The sequence below is a fragment of the Chryseobacterium sp. SORGH_AS_0447 genome, from assembly GCF_030818695.1.
In the GTDB taxonomy this organism is placed as follows: Bacteria; Bacteroidota; Bacteroidia; order Flavobacteriales; family Weeksellaceae; genus Chryseobacterium.
Genome location: NZ_JAUTAR010000001.1, coordinates 3945453 through 3970794 on the forward strand (window position 1 = coordinate 3945453; position 25342 = coordinate 3970794).

The 25342-nt window shown below is 39.1% G+C and carries 21 protein-coding genes and 4 tRNA genes; 5 read left to right on the plus strand and 20 right to left on the minus strand.

The features are described from left to right. Positions 1-11: 11 nt before the first annotated feature. From gldN to QE422_RS17900, 7 genes are all read right to left on the minus strand, one after another. On the minus strand, positions 12-950 hold the full coding sequence (gene gldN, locus QE422_RS17870) for a gliding motility protein GldN (protein WP_307461428.1): 939 nt from the start codon (positions 948-950) through the stop codon (positions 12-14). Between the two features lie 23 nt (positions 951-973). After that, positions 974-2563, minus strand: coding sequence for a GldM family protein (locus QE422_RS17875; RefSeq protein WP_307461430.1), 1590 nt, complete (start codon positions 2561-2563; stop codon positions 974-976). A gap of 55 nt (positions 2564-2618) precedes the next feature. Next, the gene (gene gldL, locus QE422_RS17880) at positions 2619-3308 is read right to left on the minus strand and encodes a gliding motility protein GldL (RefSeq protein WP_307461432.1); all 690 of its coding nucleotides are present in this window, start codon (positions 3306-3308) and stop codon (positions 2619-2621) included. Between the two features lie 62 nt (positions 3309-3370). Beyond that, positions 3371-4789 (minus strand): gliding motility lipoprotein GldK, encoded by a 1419-nt coding sequence (gene gldK, locus QE422_RS17885; protein ID WP_307461433.1) that lies wholly within the window; start codon positions 4787-4789, stop codon positions 3371-3373. A gap of 108 nt (positions 4790-4897) precedes the next feature. Beyond that, on the minus strand, positions 4898-6751 hold the full coding sequence (gene glmS / locus QE422_RS17890) for a glutamine--fructose-6-phosphate transaminase (isomerizing) (protein ID WP_307461435.1): 1854 nt from the start codon (positions 6749-6751) through the stop codon (positions 4898-4900). Positions 6752-6773: 22 nt separating this feature from the next. Further along, complete coding sequence (locus QE422_RS17895; protein WP_307461437.1) at positions 6774-8357, minus strand: DUF4270 family protein; 1584 nt, start codon at positions 8355-8357, stop codon at positions 6774-6776. A gap of 11 nt (positions 8358-8368) precedes the next feature. Then, complete coding sequence (locus QE422_RS17900; RefSeq protein WP_307461439.1) at positions 8369-9139, minus strand: glycogen/starch synthase; 771 nt, start codon at positions 9137-9139, stop codon at positions 8369-8371. Between the two features lie 181 nt (positions 9140-9320). On the opposite strand from QE422_RS17900, the gene panC reads away from it, so the two are divergent. Then, on the plus strand, positions 9321-10169 hold the full coding sequence (panC, locus tag QE422_RS17905; RefSeq protein ID WP_307461442.1) for a pantoate--beta-alanine ligase: 849 nt from the start codon (positions 9321-9323) through the stop codon (positions 10167-10169). A gap of 184 nt (positions 10170-10353) precedes the next feature. Here panC and QE422_RS17910 read toward each other — a convergent pair. The 4 genes from QE422_RS17910 to QE422_RS17925 all read right to left on the minus strand — a co-directional run bounded on the left by QE422_RS17910 (position 10354) and on the right by QE422_RS17925 (position 10945). Continuing rightward, positions 10354-10426: transfer RNA gene (locus QE422_RS17910), tRNA-Lys, on the minus strand. Positions 10427-10604: 178 nt separating this feature from the next. Further along, a tRNA-Lys gene (locus tag QE422_RS17915) sits at positions 10605-10677 on the minus strand. 74 nt (positions 10678-10751) lie between these two features. Continuing rightward, positions 10752-10834 (minus strand) — tRNA-Leu (locus QE422_RS17920). A gap of 38 nt (positions 10835-10872) precedes the next feature. Continuing rightward, a tRNA-Lys gene (locus QE422_RS17925) sits at positions 10873-10945 on the minus strand. A gap of 114 nt (positions 10946-11059) precedes the next feature. Between QE422_RS17925 and QE422_RS17930 the strand changes: the two genes are divergently transcribed. Beyond that, on the plus strand, positions 11060-11575 hold the full coding sequence (locus tag QE422_RS17930; RefSeq protein WP_307461444.1) for a shikimate kinase: 516 nt from the start codon (positions 11060-11062) through the stop codon (positions 11573-11575). A gap of 8 nt (positions 11576-11583) precedes the next feature. On the opposite strand, the gene QE422_RS17935 is transcribed toward QE422_RS17930, so the two are convergent. Beyond that, positions 11584-12021, minus strand: coding sequence for an RNA-binding S4 domain-containing protein (locus QE422_RS17935; RefSeq protein WP_307461446.1), 438 nt, complete (start codon positions 12019-12021; stop codon positions 11584-11586). 57 nt (positions 12022-12078) lie between these two features. On the opposite strand from QE422_RS17935, the gene QE422_RS17940 reads away from it, so the two are divergent. Next, entirely contained in the window at positions 12079-12825 is a 747-nt protein-coding gene (locus tag QE422_RS17940) for a hypothetical protein (RefSeq protein ID WP_307461448.1), read from the plus strand. 44 nt (positions 12826-12869) lie between these two features. Here QE422_RS17940 and QE422_RS17945 read toward each other — a convergent pair whose 3' ends face one another. The 5 genes from QE422_RS17945 to QE422_RS17965 form a co-directional block, all read right to left on the minus strand. After that, positions 12870-14387 carry an FMN-binding glutamate synthase family protein gene (locus tag QE422_RS17945; protein ID WP_307461450.1) on the minus strand — a complete coding sequence of 506 codons (1518 nt, stop codon included), beginning with the start codon at positions 14385-14387 and terminating at the stop codon, positions 12870-12872. A gap of 197 nt (positions 14388-14584) precedes the next feature. Further along, positions 14585-15931 (minus strand): tRNA (N(6)-L-threonylcarbamoyladenosine(37)-C(2))-methylthiotransferase MtaB, encoded by a 1347-nt coding sequence (gene mtaB / locus QE422_RS17950; protein WP_307461451.1) that lies wholly within the window; start codon positions 15929-15931, stop codon positions 14585-14587. 102 nt (positions 15932-16033) lie between these two features. Beyond that, on the minus strand, positions 16034-16564 hold the full coding sequence (locus QE422_RS17955; RefSeq protein WP_307461453.1) for a DUF1572 family protein: 531 nt from the start codon (positions 16562-16564) through the stop codon (positions 16034-16036). 108 nt (positions 16565-16672) lie between these two features. Then, positions 16673-18766, minus strand: a complete 2094-nt coding sequence (locus tag QE422_RS17960; protein WP_307461455.1) for a gliding motility-associated C-terminal domain-containing protein — start codon at positions 18764-18766, stop codon at positions 16673-16675. A 135-nt stretch (positions 18767-18901) separates the two neighbouring features. Next, positions 18902-19699, minus strand: a complete 798-nt coding sequence (locus QE422_RS17965; RefSeq protein ID WP_307461457.1) for a hypothetical protein — start codon at positions 19697-19699, stop codon at positions 18902-18904. Between the two features lie 200 nt (positions 19700-19899). Here QE422_RS17965 and glgP point away from each other — a divergent pair, with 200 nt between their 5' ends. Continuing rightward, positions 19900-21561: an alpha-glucan family phosphorylase gene (gene glgP / locus QE422_RS17970; RefSeq protein WP_307461458.1), complete on the plus strand. Its 1662-nt coding sequence runs from the start codon at positions 19900-19902 to the stop codon at positions 21559-21561. 259 nt (positions 21562-21820) lie between these two features. Here glgP and QE422_RS17975 read toward each other — a convergent pair whose 3' ends face one another. Both QE422_RS17975 and QE422_RS17980 read right to left on the minus strand, forming a co-directional pair. Further along, the gene (locus QE422_RS17975) at positions 21821-22006 is read right to left on the minus strand and encodes a DUF6496 domain-containing protein (protein WP_307461460.1); all 186 of its coding nucleotides are present in this window, start codon (positions 22004-22006) and stop codon (positions 21821-21823) included. A gap of 12 nt (positions 22007-22018) precedes the next feature. After that, complete coding sequence (locus tag QE422_RS17980) at positions 22019-22492, minus strand: hypothetical protein (protein ID WP_307461461.1); 474 nt, start codon at positions 22490-22492, stop codon at positions 22019-22021. 120 nt (positions 22493-22612) lie between these two features. On the opposite strand from QE422_RS17980, the gene QE422_RS17985 reads away from it, so the two are divergent. Further along, positions 22613-24742, plus strand: coding sequence for a S9 family peptidase (locus tag QE422_RS17985; RefSeq protein WP_307461462.1), 2130 nt, complete (start codon positions 22613-22615; stop codon positions 24740-24742). Between the two features lie 236 nt (positions 24743-24978). Here QE422_RS17985 and QE422_RS17990 read toward each other — a convergent pair whose 3' ends face one another. Then, entirely contained in the window at positions 24979-25233 is a 255-nt protein-coding gene (locus QE422_RS17990; RefSeq protein ID WP_307461464.1) for a hypothetical protein, read from the minus strand. Between the last annotated feature and the right edge of the window lie 109 nt (positions 25234-25342).

Below are 25342 nucleotides of genomic sequence, written 5' to 3' on the forward strand. Positions count from 1 at the left end.
CAAGTGAAATCTTAGTAATTCCACATTTCATTTTCCATTTTAAGGATTTGCGCCTTAATTCTGTCGCTTTCCTCGATCTGTCCTTCAGCGTCATTCGGAATATAATCGTCAATAACACCGTCACCCATACCTGAAGAAGACTTATAGATTACAGAAGAGAATCTTCTTGCATTGATTAAATCATCAAAAGATAAATCCGCAGACGAATTTTTTCTGTTGTAAACATAATTGTTTGCTAATACATCTCTTGCGCTTGGATAATAGATCCAGAATAAATCAATAAGCTCGTCTGCTCCAGCTAATGGCTGTCCGTCAGGTCCTGTTCTACCTTGTACAGCAGGATCTGGTCCCATTGCAGCAATACCTAGAGGTCTGTATTTCATCTGACCATCTCTCTTATCGATATACCACATACCCATAATTTTAAGAACTTTTACTTTTTCAGTTGTAGTCTTGAAAATATCGGTATATTCTTTTTTCTCTTGTTCCGTTAATGGTCTACCAGAGTTTAAAATATCAATTGCTGCATCAGCAATTCTTACACTTTCTAACCTCTTTTGAATTCCTTCCGGACTCAATTTGGTTACAAAGTTTTCATCATCATAAACTTCAGCAATTTTTCCACTTGTGGCAGCGTCAAGCAATAACTGATAAAGAGATCTAGTCTGTTTTGAAGCTAGACCATTTGGATTATCATAATAAAAAGGCTGGTTCAGTTTATCATTCATATCAACGATTTCCCAAACAAACATGCTTTTTACAATGTCCTTCTCATCAACAAATCCATATTCCAAAGGCTTTACACTTTTGTCAACAATGCTATCACCAACTTTTTGCTTGTTTTCAGCTCTCATTTGTCTGAACTCTTCTGGAGAAGAAGCGTTCAGGATAGTTTGGGATAAAGCAAAACCCGAAACTAATACTAAAAGACTGCTAATATATTTTTTCATAATATTTTTTTATCTTATTAAAATTACTGAACGTTGATTACAACGGGTGATATATTTTTCAACGTCTGATTTCCTAATCCTGTAGCAGTAGCTTTAATGTCGAAGACATATACTACATCCCCAGCTCTCAAGTTTCTAACTAAGCCTGCCGCTTCATCCAGACTACTTCCTTTAATTAATAATGCTGCTCTTCCAGGAACTTTAACCATAAATTGATTTACAGTAAATGAAACTGGGAAATCGAAATCAGGGATAGCTGCCTGAACAGTTTGATTTGGAATAGAGCTAGCTGGCATTGTCAGCACATTCTGACCTCTCATCTGGCCTTGAGGAGCAGGAACATTCTTAATTCTGTACTCAAAAGTCTGAGAAACAGTTTTACCAGAAGGATCTGTACCGGACAAAGTAAGTTTTAAAACATTACCGCTTGAAGGTATAACATTCCATTTACCAGGTCCTGCACTCTTTACTACTGCACCTGGTGCAGATAAGGATAATTTAGAATTATCAGCACCTAAGATTGATCCGGACAAAGGATTCTCCAAGCCTCTATAAACCACATTCATTTTATCAGGAGAAAGCAATAATCCCTTCTGAAGTTTAACTTCCTGTGGTCCTGCAATTACATTATACGTATGTGTGAACGGGAAGCTTTGTGCTTTACCGGAAGCATCTGTTAAAGTGATGTTACCACTTAAAGTATGCTCACCGATTCCACTCGTATTAAGCGGTGCATATCCTTTTCCGTTTTCCTGTCTGCTCACTCCAGAGATGTTGATCTTGTTGCTGTTTGAATAGTTTCCTAACATTACAACGGCTTCAGCAGGTTTTCCTGCAATGATATCTACAGGCGCAGAAACGATGGCTTCATAGCTTGTAAACTTGATGCTCGCATCTACTTTTTCCTGAAGCATTAAAGCCAAGGCATCAGACTGTACGTTTCTTGCATCATTCTGGATGATTTCCAGGTTTGAAATGGCTGCGATCAACGGCTGGTGATAGAATTTATTCTGGAACCACGTCTTATCGTTCGGAGATTTTCCTTTAGGATATTCTGCGATCAAAGATTTGTTGGCTCTATCTACTAAATCTTTTAACTGAGGATTGTTTCCAAAAGTAGTATTAATGTAATTTCTTACATCATCGATTTTAGATTTTAAATCCAATGCTCCTTTAGAAGGAGTATTTTCATCACCTTCCTTAAAGAAATATTCCGTAGTCGCTTCATTATTATTCAATGCTGCGAAGTTTTCACTTACATCAACATCTTTACCCTGAGCATCCTTATCATGAAACTCAGATTTCTTTTTAAGCTCGTCCTTAATACCCTGAGCAGATTTTACCAAAACGTTAATTTTGTCTCTAAGAACCTGATACTGAGCCCAAGGCTGCGCATAGGTATCGGGTACCTGCTGAGCTTTTGCCTCAAGGGTTTTCTCAAATATTCTTTCGTTCTTTCTTTCCGTTAACGTTCTTGTTTCATTTAGCGCTTTGGTAGAGTCATAGTATGACCTGATGATTTCCGCATCAATATTTAGGGCCATCATAGCGATGAACACCAAATACATCAGGTTGATCATCTTCTGACGAGGTGTCTGTTTTCCTGCTGCCATTCTCTTTTCTTTGTTTTTTGATTAAGTTGTTAAATTAAAAAATGGTTTTGGAAAATTAAGATTTCATAGCGGTTAGCATACCACCGTAAACTCTGTTTAAATTGTTTAAGTTTGAAGTTAAACCCTGTAATTCCTGATTGAATTTTTCAGATTGCTCAGCAGATTTTTGCATGTCTGCAACATATTTGTTAGCAAACTCAGATTGCTTTTTAGTGCTTTCCATCTGCATAGCATATAAAGCGTTCATGCTTTCCATATGCTGAGCTGCTTTGTTTAACTGCTCATTATATTTGTGAGTAGAAGCAGATACGTCAACCGTCTGATTGATCTGATCTACTGAACTTGAAAATTTATCGATCCCTGTTCTCAGTCTTTCGAATAACTGAACATCAAGTTTAGCATCCTGAAGCATTTTGTCCAATTTTGTAGAAAGAGAATTTTCTAATTCAGCAAACTGAGCAGCGTTGTTTTTGGATGTATTAGAATGTAATGGATTAGGATTTGCATGCTTATCTAATAATTCAGGATAAACATTTTCCCAAGCGTAAGACTCTTCGGATTTCGGTGGGTCGAAAGCGAAGATAATGAAGATGATGGCTTCCGTAATAAGTCCCACTGTAAGAGCGATATTACCATTGATTGGTCCTAAAGTGATGTGGGTAATTTTAAGCCAAGCCCCAAGAATTACAATTGCAGCACCGAATGAATAGAAGAAATTCATCCAAGCATCTTTAGTCTTAAACATATAAGTTAGTTTTTTTTAATGTTAAATAAAATTGTTATTGAAAATAATGTGTAATGAAAATCTTATCTGTTAACTTTTCTTGGCTTAACAGCAGCTTCAGGAATATCTTGTACGGTTCTGAATCCGATATAGCTTCTTGCTGAATCTTTTCTTTCCCAATCTCTTGCACCGTTCATAAGCATATATCCTACATCTTTCCAAGATCCACCTCTTACTGATTTTTTAGTATCCACTTTATCTTTAGTAGAAGGGTTTAGTGTAGATGCGAATCCGTATGAAGAGTTGTTGTAAGCAGATTCTGTCCATTCAGACACGTTTCCAGCCATATCAAATAACCCATATCCGTTTTTCTTGAATTTTTTTACCGGAGCAGTATATGTATAAGTACCTTTTTTGTCATCTTCCATATAATTACCTCTCTTCGGTTTGAAGTTAGCCAGATAGCAACCTCTGTCGTCCATCAAGTAAGGACCTCCCCAAGGGTAAGTAGCATTTTGCATACCTCCTCTTGCAGCATATTCCCATTCGATTTCTGTAGGAAGTCTAAAGATCAATGGCTTTTGTTTTCTTCTTTTTAAGCTTTCGTTATAATCAGATTTCAATTTTGTTCTGAAGTTACAGTAAGCTCTTGCCTGATCCCAGGTTACCCCTACTACAGGATAGTCTTTGTAAGCTTTGTGCCAGAAATACTGTTCGAACAATGGCTCGTTGTAAGCAAAATGGAAATCTTTTACCCAAACCGTTGTATCAGGATATACAGCGATGCTTTCGCTTCTAAGGTAATTTACTCCTCTTTCTCTTTCAGCTAAAGCAGCATCCATATCACCCCATCTGTAGGTATATTTAAGTTTACTCACGTCAAGGATTCTTTCGTTACCCACTCTTGAAGAAGCCGGTAAGTACATCGATTCTAACACTTCTGCGTATTCTACATCAGGGTATTTGGAAGTACTCCAGTGCAATGGAACTTTCCAGTCTAGTTTTTTAGTCGGGTCGAAGTTTCCTTCGTTTCCACCGCCTTGTCCTTCTAAATATTCCTGATATGGTGTTAAATTTTCTTCTTTTTGAGCAAGGTATGCGTAATCTCCGATATTTGTTCCTCTACCTTTACCTTCACCTCCTTCTCCAGCGGCTTCAGCAAGCAAAGTTCTCGCAATAGAATCTCTTACATAATTGATAAATACCCTGTATTCTGCATTTGTAGTTTCTGCTTCATCCATGAAGAAAGAAGAAACCGTTACCGTTTTTGCTTGAGCTTTCTCAGGACTATCTGTGAAATCCTGATCCGTTAACCCGGCTACAAACGATCCTGCAGGAATAGCAACCATACCAAATGGTCTTTCTGCAACAAATGATTTTGTTTTTTCTCTAGGTATCAATTCTCCTTTTGTTCCCGGTTTACCTACTGAAGAGGCCCCCCCACCTGAACAAGATACCGATGCTACCGACGCAGACAATAATAAAAGAAATATCCTTTTCATGTTAATTTTTATAATTAAGCCGTAAATATATAATTTTTTTAAGAAACTTTTAAGATTTTTTTTGAAATAACGGAAGAAATCTAAATTTATTTTATTTAGAAATAATTTTTATTCCACCGTTACCGATTTTGCAAGGTTTCTCGGCTGGTCCACATTTGCGCCTCTGTATACTGCGATATAATAAGCCAACAGCTGTAGAGGTACGGATGCAACAATCGGTGAGAAACACTCTGAAGTCTCAGGAATTTCAATAACATAATCTGCCATTGCACTTACCTGAACATCTCCTTTATTTACCACAGCAATAACTTTCCCTTTTCTTGCCTTAATTTCCTGAACATTGCTTACAATCTTGTCATAATGCCCTTTTTTTGGAGCAATAATAACAATCGGCATATTTTCATCGATTAATGCAATCGGCCCATGCTTCATTTCTGCAGCCGGATACCCTTCAGCATGTATATAAGAGATTTCTTTTAATTTTAAGGCGCCTTCCAGTGCCGCAGGATAATTATACCCTCTTCCCAGATATAGAAAGTTGGTAGCCTGTACAAAATCCTTTGCAATATCCTGTACCAATTCATGAGTAGAACTCAATACATCTTCAATTTTCTTAGGAATTGCATCCAGCTCCGCAATTAGGCTCATAAAATCAGCATTTCCTAAATTCCCGTTATGCTTACCTAATTTTAAAGCAATCATTGAGAGAATGGTAAGCTGGGCTGTAAATGCCTTTGTAGAAGCTACTCCGATTTCAGGACCGGCATGAGTATAAGATCCGGCATCGGTAATTCTTGCAATTGAAGAATCTACAACGTTGCAGATTCCATAGATGAATGCACCTTTTTCTTTAGCCAGTTTTAATGCAGCCATAGTGTCTGCTGTTTCTCCTGACTGGGAAATGGCAATCACTACATCCTTATCAGTAATGATCGGGTTTCGGTATCTGAATTCAGAAGCATATTCCACTTCCACCGGAATCCTAGCATATTCTTCGATCAGATATTCTCCGATGAGACCTGCATGCCAGGACGTTCCACAGGCAATAATAATAATCCTGTTGGCATTCCTGAACTTCTCCATGTGATCCCAGATTCCGGCCATCTTGATAATGCCTTCGTCTACAAGAAGCCTTCCTCTCATCGTGTCGTGTACGGATTTAGGCTGTTCGAAAATTTCTTTCAGCATAAAGTGCTCATACCCTCCTTTTTCAATCTGTTCCAAGCTTAGTTTAAGTTCCTGGATTTCCGGCTCTATTTTAGAGTTTTCAGTAATTGTTCTGATGTCTACGCCATTTTCCAGAGAGATTGTCGCCATATGGCCTTCTTCCAGATAAATGGCTTCTTTTGTAAATTCTACAAAAGGAGATGCATCCGAAGCAATAAAATATTCTTTATCTCCGATTCCGATGGCCAAAGGAGAACCTAATCTTCCTACAACCAATACGCCCGGATAATCTTCATGCATTACCGTAATAGCGTAAGCTCCGTATACTTCATTCAGTGCATACCGTACAGCCGTAGGAAAGTCCATTTCAACATTCAGATCCATAAAGTACTGGATCAGGTTAACCAAAACCTCAGTATCTGTTTCGGATTTGAAACTGAAACCTTTTTCCGTAAGCATAGTTTTAATGGTATCATAATTCTCAATGATCCCATTGTGAATTATGGCAATTTTGCCATCATTAGACAAATGTGGGTGAGAGTTCCTGTCGCTTGGAACCCCATGCGTGGCCCATCGCGTATGTCCCATTCCTATTTTTGCAGTTCCCTTTAATTGTCCGGAGATCTCTACAAGATCGTCTACTTTCCCTTTGGTTTTCTCCACCTCAAGTTTATTCTCTCCATTCTCCAGAACAATTCCGGCACTGTCATATCCTCTATATTCCAGTCTTCTAAGACCATTAATTACAATATCGTAAGCGTCCTGAAAACCTGTATATCCTACAATTCCACACATATTTCTAAAGGTGTTTTTTAATTTATTTTGTACCGTAAATAATTTTTAACTGTACTCTGTTTGCATTACTTGCGTCTGTACCTACAAATACCGCTCTGCTGGTATTGTAAGGAGTCGTAGTAAATTTATGTCCGGCCAAGCCGGTTCCTGCAGAATTCGTCTGGAAAGATCCCATATCAATTCTGAAATATATGGTAGACTTTTTAGTGTCATTGTAATCAGCCTTTTCTACCAGATCTTTTACTGACTTAGTGACTATAAAGTCATAATAGGCAGGATTTTTAGTTAGGTCATAAGCTTTGTAAAGCGTATATCCTGCAAGTCCTGATAAGTTTAAGACGTCATCTGTAAAATTTGTTACAGTTTTAGGTTTAGCAGGATCCGTAACATTATCAATATATTTCTGTAAGAAAGTAAATTCTGTTGGCTTAGCATAGTTGTTATTCCAATTTGTAGGATCTGTATAGATTCTGACTTTCGCACTGATGATGGCGGCTTTATTGTTTTGATACAATTGTTTCAGGGAAGTAAGAACATCATCTTTAATTTTAATTCCTATCGAAGGACCTCCCATTCCCTGTAGGAACAGCTTCGGATCTCCATTGGTTCTGTCTCCTATTGTTGAGCTTCCTAATACAGATCCGGATCTGTTATACTTGTACTGACCGATATGGGTATTTGCAGAACCTAGAGCAAAAGAATAGGATGTCTGTGTTCTCGTGGTGGTGCCACTTGTCGTATTATCATATTTATAATACATGATCAGTTCCATATCATTTGGAGAGAATTGGAATAAATATCCGTCCTCTTCATCAACAGAAATTCTAAGTCCCTTAAAATATCTGGTAAAGTTTGAAGCATCCTGAAGCTCAAGCTGACCTTTCTTTGCAATGATTTTATTCTGGAAAAATGTTTTATCCAATGGGATTCTGATTCCCGGAGTTGCCGCAGTAAATAAAGCCGCTCCACCATCATCTTTTGTAATCGCCACAGAACTTACGTTTCCTTTAAATTCTTTATTTCCCAATTCAGTTCCGTAAGCAAATACCTGGTTAGATTTAACACTGTCCGAAAGACCTTTCAAAAATTCGTCAACTTCATGAACTCTGATCTTGAATGTTCTTTTCGCTTTACCGAATTTTAAAACAGGATAGGTATTCACTACTTTTTTAGCGTTTACATTGGTTTCTGTAGCCGTAGTAAAGGTATAATTATCATCTACGGTATTGGTGCTAACAGAATCCGAAGCATATCTTGGTTTTACAACCAGCACCACGGAGTCTACTGTTGCATTGGTTCCGAAATCAGGATTGTAAGTGGATAATCTTAACTGTGTTAAATAAGAAGCCTTTTGCATCCCGAATTGCCCTTCGCTGAAGGCACCAAGTACCCCGTAAGTTAATTTTGAAGCATCACTTCGGATGCTGTCGTTATTATTGATGTTGAAAGCAGTAACATCGAAAGATTTTTCATTTCCCTGTGCGGCTCCGTCCAAGAACAGCTGTTCTCCCAAAGTATCCGCATCCGGCTCACAATTATAAAGGATGGCGCTTCCAAAAATCACCAGAGAAAATACGGTGATCGCTTTCTTAATAGTATGGATCATTAAAATGTGTTTTAATAAAGTTGGTTTATAGAATCTACGTCCAGGTATTCCGATTTCGGAGTGGCTGTTTCATTGAATGCCTTATCCAGATCTTCATCTAAAAATTCATCCCCTTTTACCACAGCATCCACGTAGTTCATACTTTCTATTACAAAACTTTTTACACTAGGATTATCTAACGCTTTTAATCCCGAAATATTGTCGAAACTCAGCTTTTCACCGATATTTGAAGCTAAAGGTGCATCTTTCTCATTGTATAGGGAAAGAACAATTTTAGCGTCTTTGAAGTACGTATCAGACTCATAATAAGTCTTCAGATAAACCGGCACGAATGAAGACATCCATCCATTCAGGTGGATTACATCCGGAACCCAGTTCAGTTTTTTAATGGTTTCAATCACCCCACGCGCAAAGAATATGGCTCGTTCATCATTATCCTCAAACGGCTGTCCTTCATCATCAAAATAATATTGCTTTCTTTTGAAATACTCTTCATTATCGATGAAGTACACCTGAAGTCTTTCCCCGGGAAGAGACGCTACTTTAATAATAAGCGGCTGATCCAGATCGTTAATAATAATATTCATTCCCGACAGGCGGATCACTTCATGAAGTTGGAATTTCCTTTCACTTATCTGTCCAAATCTTGGCATAAAAACTCTTACATCATTGCCTTCTTGGTGCATCTTAAGTGCCATTTTGTTTACCACTGCAGCCATATTTGTGTCTTCCTGATATGGATACATCTCTGTAGTAATATACAGTATTTTTTGATTCGGCATAAACTTCTATCTAATTTTTGTAAAAATGCTTTAATGCGCAAAATTACGAAAAAACATTCAACATTAATTTAATTAACATTTTTTTACGAAAATTCCCTTCCTGAAATTATTAAAACCATTGCTTATCCTATTATAATTATATGATATTTTTAGTATTTTTGAATTACTATTAAAAAAAGCTATGGAAGTTCTAAAAAGTAAGAAAGTTCTTCAGGATTTCATTGAAAGACAGAAGGAAATGGGGAAGAAAATAGGTTTTGCACCTACGATGGGAGCTCTTCACAATGGACATTTATCATTATATGAAAAGGCCAGAAAAGAAAACGACCTCGTTATATCATCAATTTTTGTTAATCCTACGCAGTTCAACAACCCTGAGGATCTTGAAAAATACCCGAGGGATATCAACCGGGATATTTCGATCCTTGAAAAATCAGGACTGGTGGATGCAGTGTATATTCCCGAAGTTACAGACATATATCCTGAAAAAACCGAAAGCCAACATTATGACTTTGGCGGACTGGAAAATGAGATGGAAGGAAAATCAAGGCCTGGGCATTTTGACGGCGTGGGAACTGTGGTGGAGGAACTCTTCAACCAGGTGAAGCCGGACAATGCTTATTTCGGAGAAAAGGATTTTCAGCAATTGGCTATTATTAAAAAAATGACCGAAAATAAAAAGCTTCTGATCAATATAAAGGGTGTTCCCATTTACCGGGCAGATAACGGACTGGCTTTAAGCTCAAGAAACCAGCGGCTGCAGGAAGACCGACGTGAAGCGTCAAAAGTTATTTTCGAAACTTTACAAAAAGTAAACGATTGGTTCAGGGTGATTACCGTTCCCGAAATTAAAGACAGGGTTCAGGATATTTTCGACCGCCAGAGAGGAATGCAGCTGGAATATTTTTTAATCGCCGATGAAGAAACTCTTAAGGAAACCGACTTTTTTTATAAAGACCAGAATTTCAGAGCATTTATTGTGGTGATTGTGGATGGTGTACGGTTAATTGACAATATGCACCTGGATTAAGCTTACTTTAATTACAAATTTATCGGATCAATAAAACAAGCGCTGCTTTTAAGTGGCGCATTTTTTGTTACTGAAGATAGAGCAATGAAACTGTATAAAAAATCAAAGGCCTCCTGAAAGAAGCCTTTGAAACACCAAATCACAAAATATTAATATGAAAAAAATTTACTTTTCAGTAAACTTGTGACCCGGCTGGGATTCGAACCCAGGACCCATACATTAAAAGTGTATTGCTCTACCAGCTGAGCTACCGAGTCGTCACTTAATTCACAAATGCTATTTTAAAAAAAGTATGCAATTTTAAGAGCTGCAAAGATACAAAATATTTTGTTTCCGCAAAATTTATTTTCAAAATCAAAGGCTTCTTGCGGAAGCCTTTGAAACACCAAATCACAAAATATTAATATGAAAAAAATTTACTTTTCAGTAAACTTGTGACCCGGCTGGGATTCGAACCCAGGACCCATACATTAAAAGTGTATTGCTCTACCAGCTGAGCTACCGAGTCGGCCACAATTAATATGATAAAAATAAAATAAATTTTATATCTTCAATATTAATTATTTCAAATTTTCTGCATTGTGCCTGCGACTGGACTCGAACCAGCACATCCTTAGGAAACCACCCCCTCAAGATGGCGTGTCTACCAATTTCACCACGCAGGCTTAAAAACTACAAAATTCCAGTAATTTTTTTTTGCTTGTGACCCGGCTGGGATTCGAACCCAGGACCCATACATTAAAAGTGTATTGCTCTACCAGCTGAGCTACCGAGTCGGCCACTCTATCAACGATTAACACTGTAATAATGTCTCTCGTTTTTAGTGGTGCAAAGATATGAGTTTTTTCTTTATCTCAAAACTTTTTTGCAAATTTGTTTAAAAAAAATTCATGATAATTTCACTCGTCGGATACATGGGAAGTGGCAAATCTCACATTTCCAAAATATTAAGCGATAAACTTAATTTTAAACTGATAGACCTGGATAAAGAGATTTCAAAAAGGAACAAACTTACCATCCCTGAAATCTTCGATAAAAAGGGAGAAATCTACTTTCGCAAGCTGGAAAGGGAGACGCTGGAAGAAATTCTGGCCTCTGAAAAAAACGTAGTTCTAAGTTTGGGCGGGGGCACTCCTGTGTACTATAATAATATGGAAATTATTAACCACAACTCAAAGAGTGTTTTCCTGAGGGCTTCGGTAGGAACCCTTGCCGAGAGACTCTCCAAGCAGAAAGAAAAGCGTCCGTTGATTGCCAATATTGATGACGAAAACCTGGCAGAATTTATTGCCAAACATCTCTTTGAGCGAAACCCGTTTTACAGTAAAGCGCAATATCATGTGAATACTGACCGGCGTGAGCCCGAAGATATTGTGAATGAAATAGCAGAAAAGCTCTATCTCTAGAGCTTTTTTTAATCTTCATTTTCCGGATCGTCGCCTGTTTCCCCAAAAAAATCATCCCAGTCGGTAAAGTCTGAGGCGACATCGTTTTCCACATAGCCGTCCATATCCCTCCGGTCTTTTTTGGTCGGCCTGCCCTCTCCTTTATTCCGGTAATAATCCTGGGATATCTTTCGCATCTTCAGCAATTCGTATTGTTCTTTATCGGTAACATCCTGGATATACAGCGGAACCAGCTTGGCCCCAATCCTGCTTTTAGGAATCTGGATCACCTTAATTTTATAATCAATCTGATTTTTACGGATCTTAATTACATCGCCTTCCTTTACTTCTTTGGAAGACTTTACCGCAGAAGCTCCAATGGATACCCTGTTTTTCTTAATCTCCTCAGTAGCAATGGTTCTGGTTTTATAAAAACGAATGCTCCATAAAAATTTATCTATTCTCATATTTTTTTATACTTTTGTCGTTATATTATTTGTAAAGTAATTAAAGTTTTTTGAAAAATGAAAAAAATATTTTTATATATCCTTGCTGGCACTCTATGTTTCACGGCATGTAAAAAGGATGATCAAGTTGAAACATTTGTAGAACCGGATGATGTGGCGGTAAGAAATTCATACGATGATCAGGCCATCCAGAAGTTCATGAACGACAATTATCTGGATGTACAGGGAAATATAAAAGCATTTAGCTCTACAGATGCTTCAGACGATAATGAGAAAAAGTTATCTGAACTTAGTCCGGTTACACTTCCATCAGGAGTTATTTATATTGTAAGAAACGGGGCGCAGCCTTCAACGGGAGTTACTTTAGATACCAATTCTGAATCTGCCACTGCTACGCAAATCAGAACGATGATGAGGGCCAACTACTATTTAGCAACGAATACCGACGGCAATATCGCTTTCAATACCTCCGGAGTTCTTTTGAATACCATCAACGGCAGCGGTTCTCCCGTAACAGATCCAATGTTCTATTATGTTAAAAAGACTATTAAAGATACCGCAGGTAAAGACAGAAGCTATTATGAAATTGAAGGTCTTCAGGAAGGTTTGAAATATTTTAAAGGGTTTCAAAATATGGCCGACGGAGATGCTTACAATTTGCAAGGGGTAATCATTGTACCATCGAGAGCAGCTTTTGGAAGAAACGACCATTACAATTATGTAGGATATTCGCTTAAAAATACTTCGTTTGTGTTTAATTTCCAGATTTATAAAGCCAACGTAAGGCCTACAATCGATCAATAAAACAAAAAGCACTTCACGACGAAGTGCTTTTTTTATGGTCTTTTCTAAGATCTTGCTTTATGTTTTACATTCCCTAAGATATCCGGGAAATACAGATCCGAAAGGTGATCGAACTCATCGCCTCTCATAAACATGGTGGCGTCCACTTCTTCATAAGAACTTCGTCCCGCCGCAGCAATCAGTTCGTTACAGGTATGCAATGTATTTTTGTGGAAATGGTACACCCTTTCTGCTTTATCGGTAACGTCCAATCCTTTAACCAGCATCTTATCCTGCGTAGCGACGCCGGTCGGGCATTTATTGTTATTACATCTCAGTGCCTGAATACAGCCTAAAGAAAACATAAATCCTCTTGCATTATTACACATATCTGCACCCATGGCGATGGCTCTCAGAATATCAAGACTTGTTAAAACCTTTCCGCTGGCAATCACCCTTAATTTTTTTCTTAGGTTATAATTGTTCAGTGTCCGGTTCACAAAGATAAGGGCAGGCTCCAGCGGCATTCCGACCCCATCTGAAAATTCCGGCGGCGCGGCTCCGGTTCCTCCTTCTGCACCATCAATGGTAATAAAATCAGGATAAATTTTCAGAACATTCATCTGTACGCAGATATCTTCGAACTCTTTGGTATCGCCGATACATAATTTGAATCCGACCGGTTTTCCTCCTGAAAGCTCTCTTAACTGCTGCACAAACCTCAGCAGGCCTGCCGCATCCGAGAAAGCGGAATGGGATGGTGGTGAAAGAACAGTCATTCCAGGGGTAACGTGACGGATTTTCGCAATTTCAGGAGTATTCTTAACTGCCGGTAAAACGCCTCCATGACCGGGTTTTGCACCTTGTGACAGCTTAATCTCCACCATTTTAACGGCAGGCATCGCAGAATATTTTTTAAATAAATCGGGGTTGAATTTTCCTTCTTCATCACGGCACCCGAAATATCCGGTCCCGATCTGCCAGCAGAGGTCCCCGCCTTCAAGATGGTGCGGTGAAATTCCTCCTTCTCCTGTATTGTGATAGAAGTTTCCTTTTTTTGCTCCTCTGTTCAGGGAAATCTGTGCCCGGTCGCTTAACGCCCCGAAACTCATGGCCGAGATATTGAATAAAGAAGCATGATAAGGCTGAGTACATTGCTCCCCTCCTACCCAAACTCTCGGAAGCTCTTCAATAGGAGATTTGGCATAGATGGAATGCTTGATTCCTTCATATTTCCGGTGATTGACTTCCAGCTGTGTCCCGAAAGGTACGGTGTCACTTAAGTTTTTAGCACGTCTGTAAACGGCAGAACGCTGGTTTCTGGGAAAAGGTTTCCCATCGGTTTCCCGTTCGATAAAATACTGCTGCATTTCTGGGGAGATACTTTCAAAAAAATACCTGAAATAGCCCAACACCGGGAAGTTCCTTAAAATAGCATGTTTGCTTTGGGTGACATTATATACGCCTATGGCATAAATGATGGTCAGAAAAAAAGGAATCCACCAATCCGCTTTTATTAGAAAAGCAACACCCCAGGCAACTGCCAATACGATGGCTCCCCAAAGCAAAAATTTATCTCTCATATCAAGTTGAATTTACTCAAAGTTAAAAAAATTTAATTTGATATAAGGATGATTAGAAAGATCAGAAATACTGAAATAGTCCATTATTTTTAATGGAAATACAGCAAAATCCAGTTTACTGGGACAGATCGTAAAAAGAAATGGATTTACTTCTGAAAACAGGAAGGTCAGATTTAAATAAGAAAGAAGAGATAAAATTAAATCTTCTCCAGGAAACTTTCAAAGGAATTCATTACGGAAACGGTACCGTCAGCTTCAATTTTCCCGAGTTTCAACAACTCGATCTGATTAACCGAAGACGGATCGAAATCCTTCTGCACCCTCACATAGTTCTCGGTAAAGCCGAACATTTTGCCGTCTTTATTTTCATGCTCCCAAAGTACGGGAAGTGTTTTTCCGAGCTGGGTCTGGTAGAAGGCCATTTTTTTCTTTTCGGACAGAATTCTGAGCATTTTGTTTCGTCTTTTTCTTTCCGGGATCGGAACAACACCCTCCATATCTGCGGCTTCGGTATTTTCTCTTTCAGAATACGTAAAGACGTGGAGATAAGTGATCGGCAGCTCGTTCAGGAAATTGTAGGTTTCAATAAACCGTTCTTCCGTTTCTCCGGGAAAACCAACAATCACATCAACCCCTATAGCGGCATGCGGCATTACCTCACGGATCTTATGGACCCTGTCGTAATACAGTTTCGTTAAATAACGGCGCTTCATTTTCTTCAATAAGTCGTCGCTTCCGGATTGTAGCGGAATATGGAAATGCGGCACAAAGCTTTTGCTTTTAGAAACCAGTTCAATGCTTTCATCTTTCAGAAGATTCGGCTCGATGGAAGAGATACGGATTCTTTCGATGCCTTCCACTTGATCAAGCTCGGAAATCAGATCCAGGAACGTATGTTCGTGTCTTTTATTTCCGAATTCTCCTTTTCCGTAGTCACCGATGTTTACCCCGGTAAGAACAATTTCCTTGATGTCTCGGGCTGCAATTTCCGTTGCATTTTTCAGGACATTTTCAATGGTATCGGAACGCGAAATCCCCCTTGCCAGAGGAATCGTACAATAGGTACATTTATAGTCGCACCCATCCTGAACTTTCAGGAAAGCGCGGGTTCTGTCGCCGATCGAATAACTTCCGATGAAAAAATCAGTCTCTTCAATTTCACAGGAATGAACAATTCCTTCACTCTCAGACTTTTCAAGATCATCAAGGTAGCTCAGGATATTGAATTTTTCTTTTGCGCCTAATACCAGGTCGACACCTTCGATCTGCGAAATTTCTTCAGGCTTCAGCTGAGCGTAGCAGCCAACAATGACTACCAAGCCTTCCGGATTGGCTTTCATGGCCCTTTTTACGTGTAGCTTACACTCGCGGTCTGCATTTTCAGTTACCGAACAGGTGTTGATGACATACACATTTGCTTTATCATCAAAACCGACCTTCTCATAACCGGCATCTGTCAATTGACGGGCAATGGTAGATGTTTCCGCAAAATTTAATTTGCAGCCAAGGGTATGAAATGCGGCAGTTCTGTGAAATTGAGACATTTATTGATTCTGAATTTTGTGGGTGCAAAGATAATCATTTTAATATGAATCTGAAATCGATTCATTCTATTGCTTATATTCATCCCTCACTTCGGGACTGTTCTAATAGCAGACCGGTGAAGAATTTGATCCAAAATCATCCTCGGAAAACCGGTTTCTCATGACAGCATTAAATTCCCCGGACTTATTTCTGGCAATGGAAAGCGTTTTCCAATCGCTGTTTTTACTCATTTTGGTGATATAAACAATTTGTCCGACATGATAAGGATAATGCGCAAGCTGCCTGAATACGGCATCGATTACAGAATGCGCTTCATTTCTGATATAAATGGTTGCATATAAGTTCTCTTCCGTAATTTGATTAAGTGCGTCGAAAAGACAGGTCCATCCTTGTTCCCAATAATCTAAAACTTCAGCTTTTGTCTTAAATGTATTGACAAATTCCACATCCCGGTTTCTCCAGGATTTCTCACCGTCTTCGGTTAAAAAGTTGGTCCAACGCGACAGCATATTCCCGGCCATATGCTTTACAATAACGGCTATAGAATTGCTTTCGCCGTTAAACTGCCAGAATATCTCTTCCTCCGAAAGCTGAGAGAATGCCTGGTCGCCCAACATTTTGTAATACTCCAAAACGTTTGATGAATAAATCTTTCATGAGATTAGATTTTAAGTAACTAAGGTAAGAAATTTTACAAAAGAAAAGCCGCCACAAGGTGACGGCTTTCTTTAATCATAAAATTATTCCCGGTTTTTTACCATTACCCAACCTGAATATTTGAATAAGGTATTCTTTTTATCATTTTCATTCCATGAAACGGAATACCAGTAGGTGCCTGTCGCGACTTTTTTTCCTCCGGTGGTGCCGTCCCATTTGTAAGCGTTGAACCGGTTGGCTTCAAACATTTTATTGCCGTAACGGTCGAAAATACTGAATACGAGGTTTTGTTTATTTCCCAGTGCAGAATAGTCGATCACGTCATTTACACCGTCTCCGTTCGGGGTAATTATATTCACAAGATTCGGAACAACGATATCTATGTCGATCGGATCACAGTCATACGAGTCTTTTACATAGATATGATTATCGCCGCGGGGCACATTGGTAAACACGTTGGAATCCTGCCATTTCACACCATCCATGGAATAGCGGTACGGTGGAGTTCCGCCTTTTACATTGACGGTAACCGTATTGTTTTTAATATCCACATCAGAGATTACAGGCTCTTCGGAGGCATATACTTTTACGGTCTGTGTGGCGATACATTCTCCGGTTTTCAGTTTTACCCAGTAGGTACCTACCGCTACATTGCTGATGGTCTGCGTAGTGGCCCCCGTGCTCCATTCATAAGCGGTAAATCCGGGACCTGCATCCAGTATCGTTTTATCTTCGATACAGATAATTTTATCTTTTAAAACCGGCGAATAGACCGGCGGAATAACGATCAGGTTAACTTTTGCAATGGCATAACAACCGTTGGTATCGGTTACTTTTACATACACGACGCTGTTTGGAGCGATGTAATTCAAAAAGCCAATAATTTCATTGCTTCCAGACTGTGCATCGGCCAGCGATTTATAATATTTTTTCGGCAGCGTCTGTGAAGTTACGGCTGCAGTTGATAAATTAAACAAAGCCACAGAAGGCGTAACTTCGATAGCACATGATCTCAAGGTAGCTTCCGTCACTACGATTGCAGGATAAAATTTCAGCGTAATCTGCGCGACAGCCGTACAGCCGTACTGAGAAGTCACTTTTACATAAACTGTCCCTTCAGCGGATACAAAAGCATTGGCCGGAACGATCGGGTTGGTTCCCGCATTGAGATCAGCCATCGACTGGTAATATTGCTTGGTCGCTGTAGGATCACTGAACACGGCCGCCGAAGTAAGATCAAACGTTGCGGTTCCGGCGTTATTGTTGTTACAGCTGAACAGGGTCACATTATTCACGGAAATATTTCCGTATTTAAATTTGAATGCGCCTACCTGCCTGCATGAATTGATCGGATTGTTCGGATTGGAAGGATCCTGATAATGCACACTGTAATAATAGGTTGTGGTCGTACTCACCGTGATCGGTGTTAAGATAGGATTGGCTCCTGATAGTGCATCGTTCTGTGAGCTGTGATAACTGATCTGAAAATTCGTATTTCCATTTAAAATTCCTGCTGATAAAGTATTGAAATTAAAAACCGTCGGGTTCTGGCAGATAATGATTTCTCTGGGATTCGCAGGATTTGCAGCCGGTGTTCCCGGCGGAATGAAGGGCTGCGTCTGTATCGCAGGATCCGTAAACGGAGAAGCCAGTGTTGCCGTGCCGCCCCAGGTTAAAGAAAAGGGTGCCATCGTCGGATTGGTAACATCTACCCAGTTATCGATATATAGGTAATAGGTCTGTCCCGGGAGTACATTAAGATATTGACAGTATGGCGTAAGAGAACCCCCAGCTGCACTTGTAATGGTACTGGTCATATTCATTCCGGTTGAGGCTCCCACCCCGATCACCGTTGCCGCGTTACACCGTATCGGTGTCCCTAAACTTCCGCAGCTAACATTCGGTCCGTAGATCGCCCAGTCGTAATCCGCATCAGAAGAGTTAGGCACGAGATCAAAGGTAAGGGTACCGCCGGTCGCAATGGTAAATTTATACCAGATGGAATTATGTTCACCGGTAGAAAGGCAGCCGCCAAGGTTTTCATTAACGGCACCAATGCCCATTGGAGAATAGGTAATATTTGAGTTTCCGCAAACGGAAAGCGCCGTGGCACAGTCTGCCTGAGCAAAGAGGATATGGGAAACAACAAAGAAAAGAAGTAATAGAGTTTTCTTCATATCATTCGGAGTTTTTGATTATTGTTAAAAGAGATCATTTATCGCCTTTCAAATATAAACAATTCAAATTAAAATACACTAAATTAACACGAATACTTCAATAAATACCACGAAAAAATATGATTATTATAACATTTATTTAATGCTTGTAATATTTCCACAAAGATTATCCAGATGGAAGATTTTATGGAACGGGCTTTTTACCTGCTGCAGATGTTCCTGATCCTGAATAAAAGTATATCGTGACGCAATGGAATTCATATCCGAAACAATCACCAGCCAGCATTCATCCACTGAGGTATCGTAGTATGGGAATTTCTCGTTTTTCTTTTCAATGAGCTCCACGATTTTCTCAGAGCACAGCTCATCAAACAGGCCCATATTGTATTCATACGTAATAAAAACATTTCTGCGGTGGGAAGATTTCCTGACGCTCTTCACATTTCCGACAGGCTTTCCCCTTTTAATGCTTTTATAAATATTAAGGATGATTTCTTGTTGGTTTTCCAGGGTATCCAGCCTGATGCTGGAGTGGAATTCCAAAAAATAAACACCACGATATTTCGTAGTGTCTTCCTGTTCCAATACTATTTCTGCCTGACGGAAAATCTTGTTGAGATTGCTTTCCATTTTTTTCATTTCAAGATGATTGATCACCTCGGTAAGCTCGATCCCGATTTTTTTATTATTAAATTTTGCAATGAAATCCGGGCTCTCACAGGTCAAATCTTCGAACTTAACTTCAGGAAAATGATGCATAAAAGAATTGAGCAATAAAATTTCGGCTTTCTTTTTGTACTTTTCCCGGTCGTGAAGCGGGGAAGCATCTATGGTACGGTGATATTTCTCGATCGGCCTTTTTTTTAAATGCCGGTTCAGATAGTATAAACTTAGATTTTTAATTAAATCTTCATCAGAAAATGTCTTTTTCATGTGCTTAAAATATTATTGTTATGGAACACATAAAACTCCCGGTTTCAGATCATGAAGTTTTGATTATCAAAAAATTACTTAATAAAGGTAAAGAAAAAAATTATTCGAAATACACTTCAGATTTAATTTATAAAATAATTAATATAAAGTTTATCTTCATAATGATACCTTTGCCTCTTCACTTATAAACTGTTAAATGCATGGATTTTAAAAATTTTAAAGTACCCTTTGAGGTAAATCCGCAATATTCTAAAAAAGTAGCCTATTTCTCAATGGAATTTGCCATTGAGCAGGTATTGAAAATATATTCCGGAGGACTTGGATTTCTGGCAGGCTCACATATGAGAAGCGCCTATAACCTGAAACAGGATCTTATCGGGATAGGGATTCTCTGGAAGTTCGGCTATTACGATCAGGCCAGAAACCATGACCAGACTTTGCAGCCGACCTGGACGAAAAAAATGTACAGTTTCCTGAAGGATACGAACATCAAGTTCCAGATTGAAATCCACAGTGCACCGGTTTGGGTAAAAGTATGGTATCTCGATCCTGAAATTTTCCATACGGCACCGATGTTTTTCCTTTCCACGGATGTTCCTGAGAACGATCATGTTTCAAAAACCATCTGCCACAAACTTTATGATGCCAATGAAGCGACGAAGCTGGCACAATACATTTTGCTTGGAAAAGGCGGCGCCCAGCTGTTGGACGAGCTGAACATCGAAAGGGATGTCTATCATCTGAATGAAGCCCACGGACTTCCTGCAGCCTTTCATTTACTAAAAAAATACAACGGTAATCTGAATAGGGTTAAAGAAAAACTTGTTTTCACCACCCATACTCCGGAAGAAGCAGGAAATGAAAAGCACAATTTAAGACTCTGCCATGACATGTCTTATTTTTCAGGTTTAACCATGCAGGAGGTGAAGCATATCGAAGGCTCGGACGACGACCGTTTCAACCATTCGTTATGCGCCCTGAGAATGGCAAGGGAAGCTAACGGCGTTTCTCAGCTTCACGGCGACGTATCCAGGAAGATGTGGAGCAAATATCCGGGAATCTGTGAAATCACTTCGGTTACGAATGCACAGGAATTTAAATACTGGGCAGACCAACCGCTGTATAAAGCCAAAGACGACAATGACGAAACGGCTTTCGATGAACGTAAAAAGCATTTGAAGAAAAAACTCTTTAAGATTGTAGCCGACCAAACCGGAAATTTATTTGATCCGAATATTTTCACTATTGTCTGGGCCAGAAGGTTTGCCGGATACAAACGCGCCGATCTTCTTCTGCACGATAAGAACCGTTTTTATAAATTATTGAACCATCCTAAGTATCCGATCCAAATGATCTGGGCCGGAAAACCTTATCCGATGGATTATTCGGCAATTTCCACTTTCAATTCCCTGGTGGAAGAAAGCAAAAACAATAAACACCTCGCGGTACTTACAGGCTATGAGCTTTCTCTGAGCAAATCCCTGAAACAAGGCTCTGATCTGTGGCTGAATAACCCCAGAGTACCGAGAGAAGCCTCCGGAACTTCAGGAATGACAGCGGCCATGAACGGTTCGGTAAATCTTTCCACAGATGACGGATGGATTCCCGAATTTGCCAAACATGGTGAAAATTCCTTTGTGGTACCTAAATGTGATTACGAAAACATGAGCGTTTATGAACAGGATAATTATGATCTGAATAAATTATACGAAATCCTTGAAAATGAAATTCTGCCTGCTTATTATGACCAGCCAGATCAATGGAGAAAAATCCAGTACAATTCGATGAACGATGTGAAAGATCAGTTCAACAGTGACCGAATGGCGGATGAATATTACAGGCTGCTTTATAATCAGCAGTAAGAAAAGCAACATTTACAGCAATATAAGAACCAGCGGAGCCTTTGGCTCCGCTGGTTCTTATATTGAAAATACCTAATATACTTCTGGAAATGGTTTATATCTTCAACAAATAATATTTGTCTTGATATTTTCGAAAACGAACTCTAACGGATTAACTTTTTTATTAAAAGTTATCCATTCTAACTACTCCTCAATTTATTTGTACTCTATAAAAAAAAGCTGCTTTACATACGTAAAACAAATTTTTAAAAATCATTGATTAATCTTTTTTCTTTTTAGGCACTTTTAAGCCTTTTTCTTTTGCTTCGGAAATACCGATGGCTACGGCCTGTTTCCTGCTTTTTACTTTCTCGCCGGAAGAAGATTTCAATTTTCCTTCCTTGAATTCGTGCATTACCTTTCCTACTTTGTCCTGAGCCTTTTCTGAATATTTGGTCTTGCTCATGATATTATTGTTTTAAGATTTTGACATAGAAACACCAATCTCGTAAACGTGAGCCTGTTTCAGATACTTTGACCGTTCTCTTGAAGTTACCGACTCAAAATGGCCGTTTTTAATGACTACGATCGGGTCTTCGGCATTTTCAATTTCGAAATTGGCCAGGTACCGCTCATCCGGTGGTGACTGTAACTGTTTTGCTTTGATCTTCTGCAATTCATCTGCATATTCTCTGAAGCCGGGATCTGAAGAGTGGATAAATTTGTATTCATCTCCCGCATCTACATAATAATGCAGCTTTTTCTCCAATAATCCGCCTTCACTGGTAATGGCCGGATTATCATTTCCATCCCTGAATCCTACTTCCACCAATTTTCCACCTTTCTCCTGTGCATAGCTTTCAGCATCTTCATAGCTTGAAAATCCGGTGTATATAATCTGATCCTCGAATTCGTATCGGTTCAGTTCCTGGTCGTAAGCATTCTTTTCCATAATTATTATTTGATTTTGTTGTTTTTAAATATATTCAATTCTTTTGCCAAAGAACTTGTCACAAAATGCTTTTTTTCGACACTTATAAAATTATTATATTTGAATTCTTTAAAATTAGAAATGAAAAAATTCTTACTTACCCTTACAGTAGCTGCAGCATTTCAAAGCTTATCTGCTCAGGAAATCACTTTAGATAAAATATATTCAGGATATTACCGTGGAAAAGGTATTGCCGGAATTACATCTATGAAAAACGGTGAAAACTATCTGGTGATCGAACAGGGCGGCATCGCCAAATATTCCTACAAAACCTCCCAGAAAGAGGGAAATATTGTAGACGGACGTTTTGAAAGCTATGAGTTTTCGGATGACGAATCCAAAATCCTTCTGCTGAAAGAAAGCCAGCCGATTTACAGGCATTCTTTTTTAGGCACATTCGAGGTAAAAGACCTGAAATCAGGAAAAGTAACCAGCCTAAATAACGGGAATACCGTACAGGAACCGAGATTCTCTCCTGATGCTAGCAAAGTTGCTTTTATTGCAGACAATAACCTGTTCTACCAGGATCTGAATAGCGGTAAAATCACCCAGATCACCACCGATGGAAAGAAGAATGCTATCCTGAACGGTCTGGCAGACTGGGTATATGAAGAAGAGTTCGGACATGCAAGACAGTATGAATGGACGAAGAATTCCGATGCCATTGTTTTTGTAAAATCTGATGAAAGCCAGGTTCCGGAAATTTATATCCCGATTTACGGGAAAACGCTGTATCCTACGGAAATGCGTTACAAATATCCTAAGGCAGGAGAAAAAAATTCTGTTGTTTCGGCACAGTTATACCGTTTGGACAACGGGAAAACGATTCCGCTGAATCTGGGATCATTTAAAAATTACTACATCCCCAATGTATTCCAGACCGCCAAAGCGGATGAAATCGTCCTGATTACTTCCGAGAGAATCCAGAATGCTTCCGATGTATTAAAAGTGAATACCAAAACCGGAGCGGTTCAGAAATTATTTACAGAGACCGATGAGAAGTGGATCGATACCGACAGCCCAACCCTTGAATTCCTGGAGGACGATTCTTTCCTTTGGGCATCCGAAAGAGACGGGAATCGACATTTATATTGGTATGACAAGGATGGAAAACTGAAAAAACAGGTAACGAAAGGCAATTGGGAAGTAACTGATTATTACGGCTACAATCCGAAATCCAAAGAGATTTACGTTCAGACGACCGAAAAAGGAAGCATCAACAAAGTGATTTCCAAAGTAAATATCGAAAACGGTAAATCCCAGCTGATCTCTAACGCGGAAGGAAATAATTCCGCCAATTTCAGCAAAAACTACAATTACTTCATTGAAACGTCTTCCACTGCTGCAAAACCGTATACTTTTGTCTTAAAGGACGGAAACGGAAAAACCGTAAAAGAGCTTCAGAACAATGAGGCACAGCTTCAGAAACTGAAGGCCGACAACTTTGTGGATAAAGAGTTCATCACCATTCCAAACGGAGCCGGAGACCAGATGAATGCCTGGATTATTAAGCCTAAAAACTTTGATAAAAATAAAAAATATCCGCTCTTTATGTTCCAGTATTCAGGCCCGGGTTCCCAGCAGGTTTCCAATTCCTGGGATAACGGAAACGGGATCTGGTTTGAAATGCTGGCGCAAAAAGGTTATGTGGTTGCTTGTGTAGACGGCCGTGGAACCGGGTATAAGGGAGCGAAATTCAAGAAAGTTACCTATATGGATCTTGGTAAATATGAGATTGAAGACCAGATTACCGCTGCCAAATGGTTCGGGAACCAATCGTACATCGATAAAACCAGAATCGGAATGTTTGGATGGAGCTTCGGAGGATATATGACCAGCCTTGCCATGACCAAAGGTGCTGATGTCTTCAAAATGGGAATCGCGGTTGCACCGGTTACGAACTGGAGATATTACGATTCCGTTTATACGGAAAGATTCATGAGAACGCCTCAGGAGAACCCGGACGGCTACGATAAAAACTCCCCGACCGAATACGCGAATTTACTGAAAGGGAAATTCCTGCTGATCCACGGTACGGCTGATGACAACGTGCATTTCCAGAATTCCATGGAGTTTTCGGAAGCCTTGATCCAGAACAAAAAACAGTTCGACTTCATGGCCTATCCGGATAAAAACCACGGCATTTACGGCGGCCAGACCAGACCTCAACTGTATCAGAAAATGACTGATTTTATTCTGGAGAATCTGTAGTTTAGAAAGTATATATAAAATCGTTGTTAGATGCTAACAACGATTTTTATTTTAATAGATATGATAACTTCTGTTGTGAATAATAGTGATGAGAAAAATTTTACTAGTTATCTCCTTGTAAATTAAAGAATTATTTTCAAATCTTTCGACTTCCTTCATAGTCCAGTTTTCCAATAGGTAATCAATTACTTTTATGTAATTTTCAAATGTTTCTTCAGACCAGATGATTTCCATGATTATTTTTTTGAATTAATATAATCCTGTATTCTATTTATGGCCGTATCGTGATTTAATGTTCTCCCTTTTTTAACATCTTCAAGCCCCTGTTTCACAGATTCTATTTGATGATCAAATAAATTTTCCGCCCAATCTTCAGAATGAACTTTACCGTATTTCGATTTTAAAAAGTCGATATAATCATTTACCTGCTCAAAAAGTTCTTTAGGAAGCGATTCGAGATTTTTATTTATTTCTTTTACTGTAATCTGCATTTCTCCTATTATTTTAATTCAAAGTTAAATAATCTCTTTCAAATTGTTCAATGAAATCTGCAAAATCAATTTTAATAGTATTTTTAAGCAGTTGTATTTCTGAACAATA

Coding starts and splice junctions, on each gene's coding strand:
- gldN (WP_307461428.1), bottom strand. CDS start 950: ATGAAAAAATATATTAGCAGTCTTTTAGTATTAGTTTCGGGTTTTGCT.
- QE422_RS17875 (WP_307461430.1), bottom strand. CDS start 2,563: ATGGCAGCAGGAAAACAGACACCTCGTCAGAAGATGATCAACCTGATG.
- gldL (WP_307461432.1), bottom strand. CDS start 3,308: ATGTTTAAGACTAAAGATGCTTGGATGAATTTCTTCTATTCATTCGGT.
- gldK (WP_307461433.1), bottom strand. CDS start 4,789: ATGAAAAGGATATTTCTTTTATTATTGTCTGCGTCGGTAGCATCGGTA.
- glmS (WP_307461435.1), bottom strand. CDS start 6,751: ATGTGTGGAATTGTAGGATATACAGGTTTTCAGGACGCTTACGATATT.
- QE422_RS17895 (WP_307461437.1), bottom strand. CDS start 8,357: ATGATCCATACTATTAAGAAAGCGATCACCGTATTTTCTCTGGTGATT.
- QE422_RS17900 (WP_307461439.1), bottom strand. CDS start 9,139: ATGCCGAATCAAAAAATACTGTATATTACTACAGAGATGTATCCATAT.
- panC (WP_307461442.1), top strand. CDS start 9,321: ATGGAAGTTCTAAAAAGTAAGAAAGTTCTTCAGGATTTCATTGAAAGA.
- QE422_RS17930 (WP_307461444.1), top strand. CDS start 11,060: ATGATAATTTCACTCGTCGGATACATGGGAAGTGGCAAATCTCACATT.
- QE422_RS17935 (WP_307461446.1), bottom strand. CDS start 12,021: ATGAGAATAGATAAATTTTTATGGAGCATTCGTTTTTATAAAACCAGA.
- QE422_RS17940 (WP_307461448.1), top strand. CDS start 12,079: ATGAAAAAAATATTTTTATATATCCTTGCTGGCACTCTATGTTTCACG.
- QE422_RS17945 (WP_307461450.1), bottom strand. CDS start 14,387: ATGAGAGATAAATTTTTGCTTTGGGGAGCCATCGTATTGGCAGTTGCC.
- mtaB (WP_307461451.1), bottom strand. CDS start 15,931: ATGTCTCAATTTCACAGAACTGCCGCATTTCATACCCTTGGCTGCAAA.
- QE422_RS17960 (WP_307461455.1), bottom strand. CDS start 18,766: ATGAAGAAAACTCTATTACTTCTTTTCTTTGTTGTTTCCCATATCCTC.
- QE422_RS17965 (WP_307461457.1), bottom strand. CDS start 19,699: ATGAAAAAGACATTTTCTGATGAAGATTTAATTAAAAATCTAAGTTTA.
- glgP (WP_307461458.1), top strand. CDS start 19,900: ATGGATTTTAAAAATTTTAAAGTACCCTTTGAGGTAAATCCGCAATAT.
- QE422_RS17975 (WP_307461460.1), bottom strand. CDS start 22,006: ATGAGCAAGACCAAATATTCAGAAAAGGCTCAGGACAAAGTAGGAAAG.
- QE422_RS17980 (WP_307461461.1), bottom strand. CDS start 22,492: ATGGAAAAGAATGCTTACGACCAGGAACTGAACCGATACGAATTCGAG.
- QE422_RS17985 (WP_307461462.1), top strand. CDS start 22,613: ATGAAAAAATTCTTACTTACCCTTACAGTAGCTGCAGCATTTCAAAGC.
- QE422_RS17990 (WP_307461464.1), bottom strand. CDS start 25,233: ATGCAGATTACAGTAAAAGAAATAAATAAAAATCTCGAATCGCTTCCT.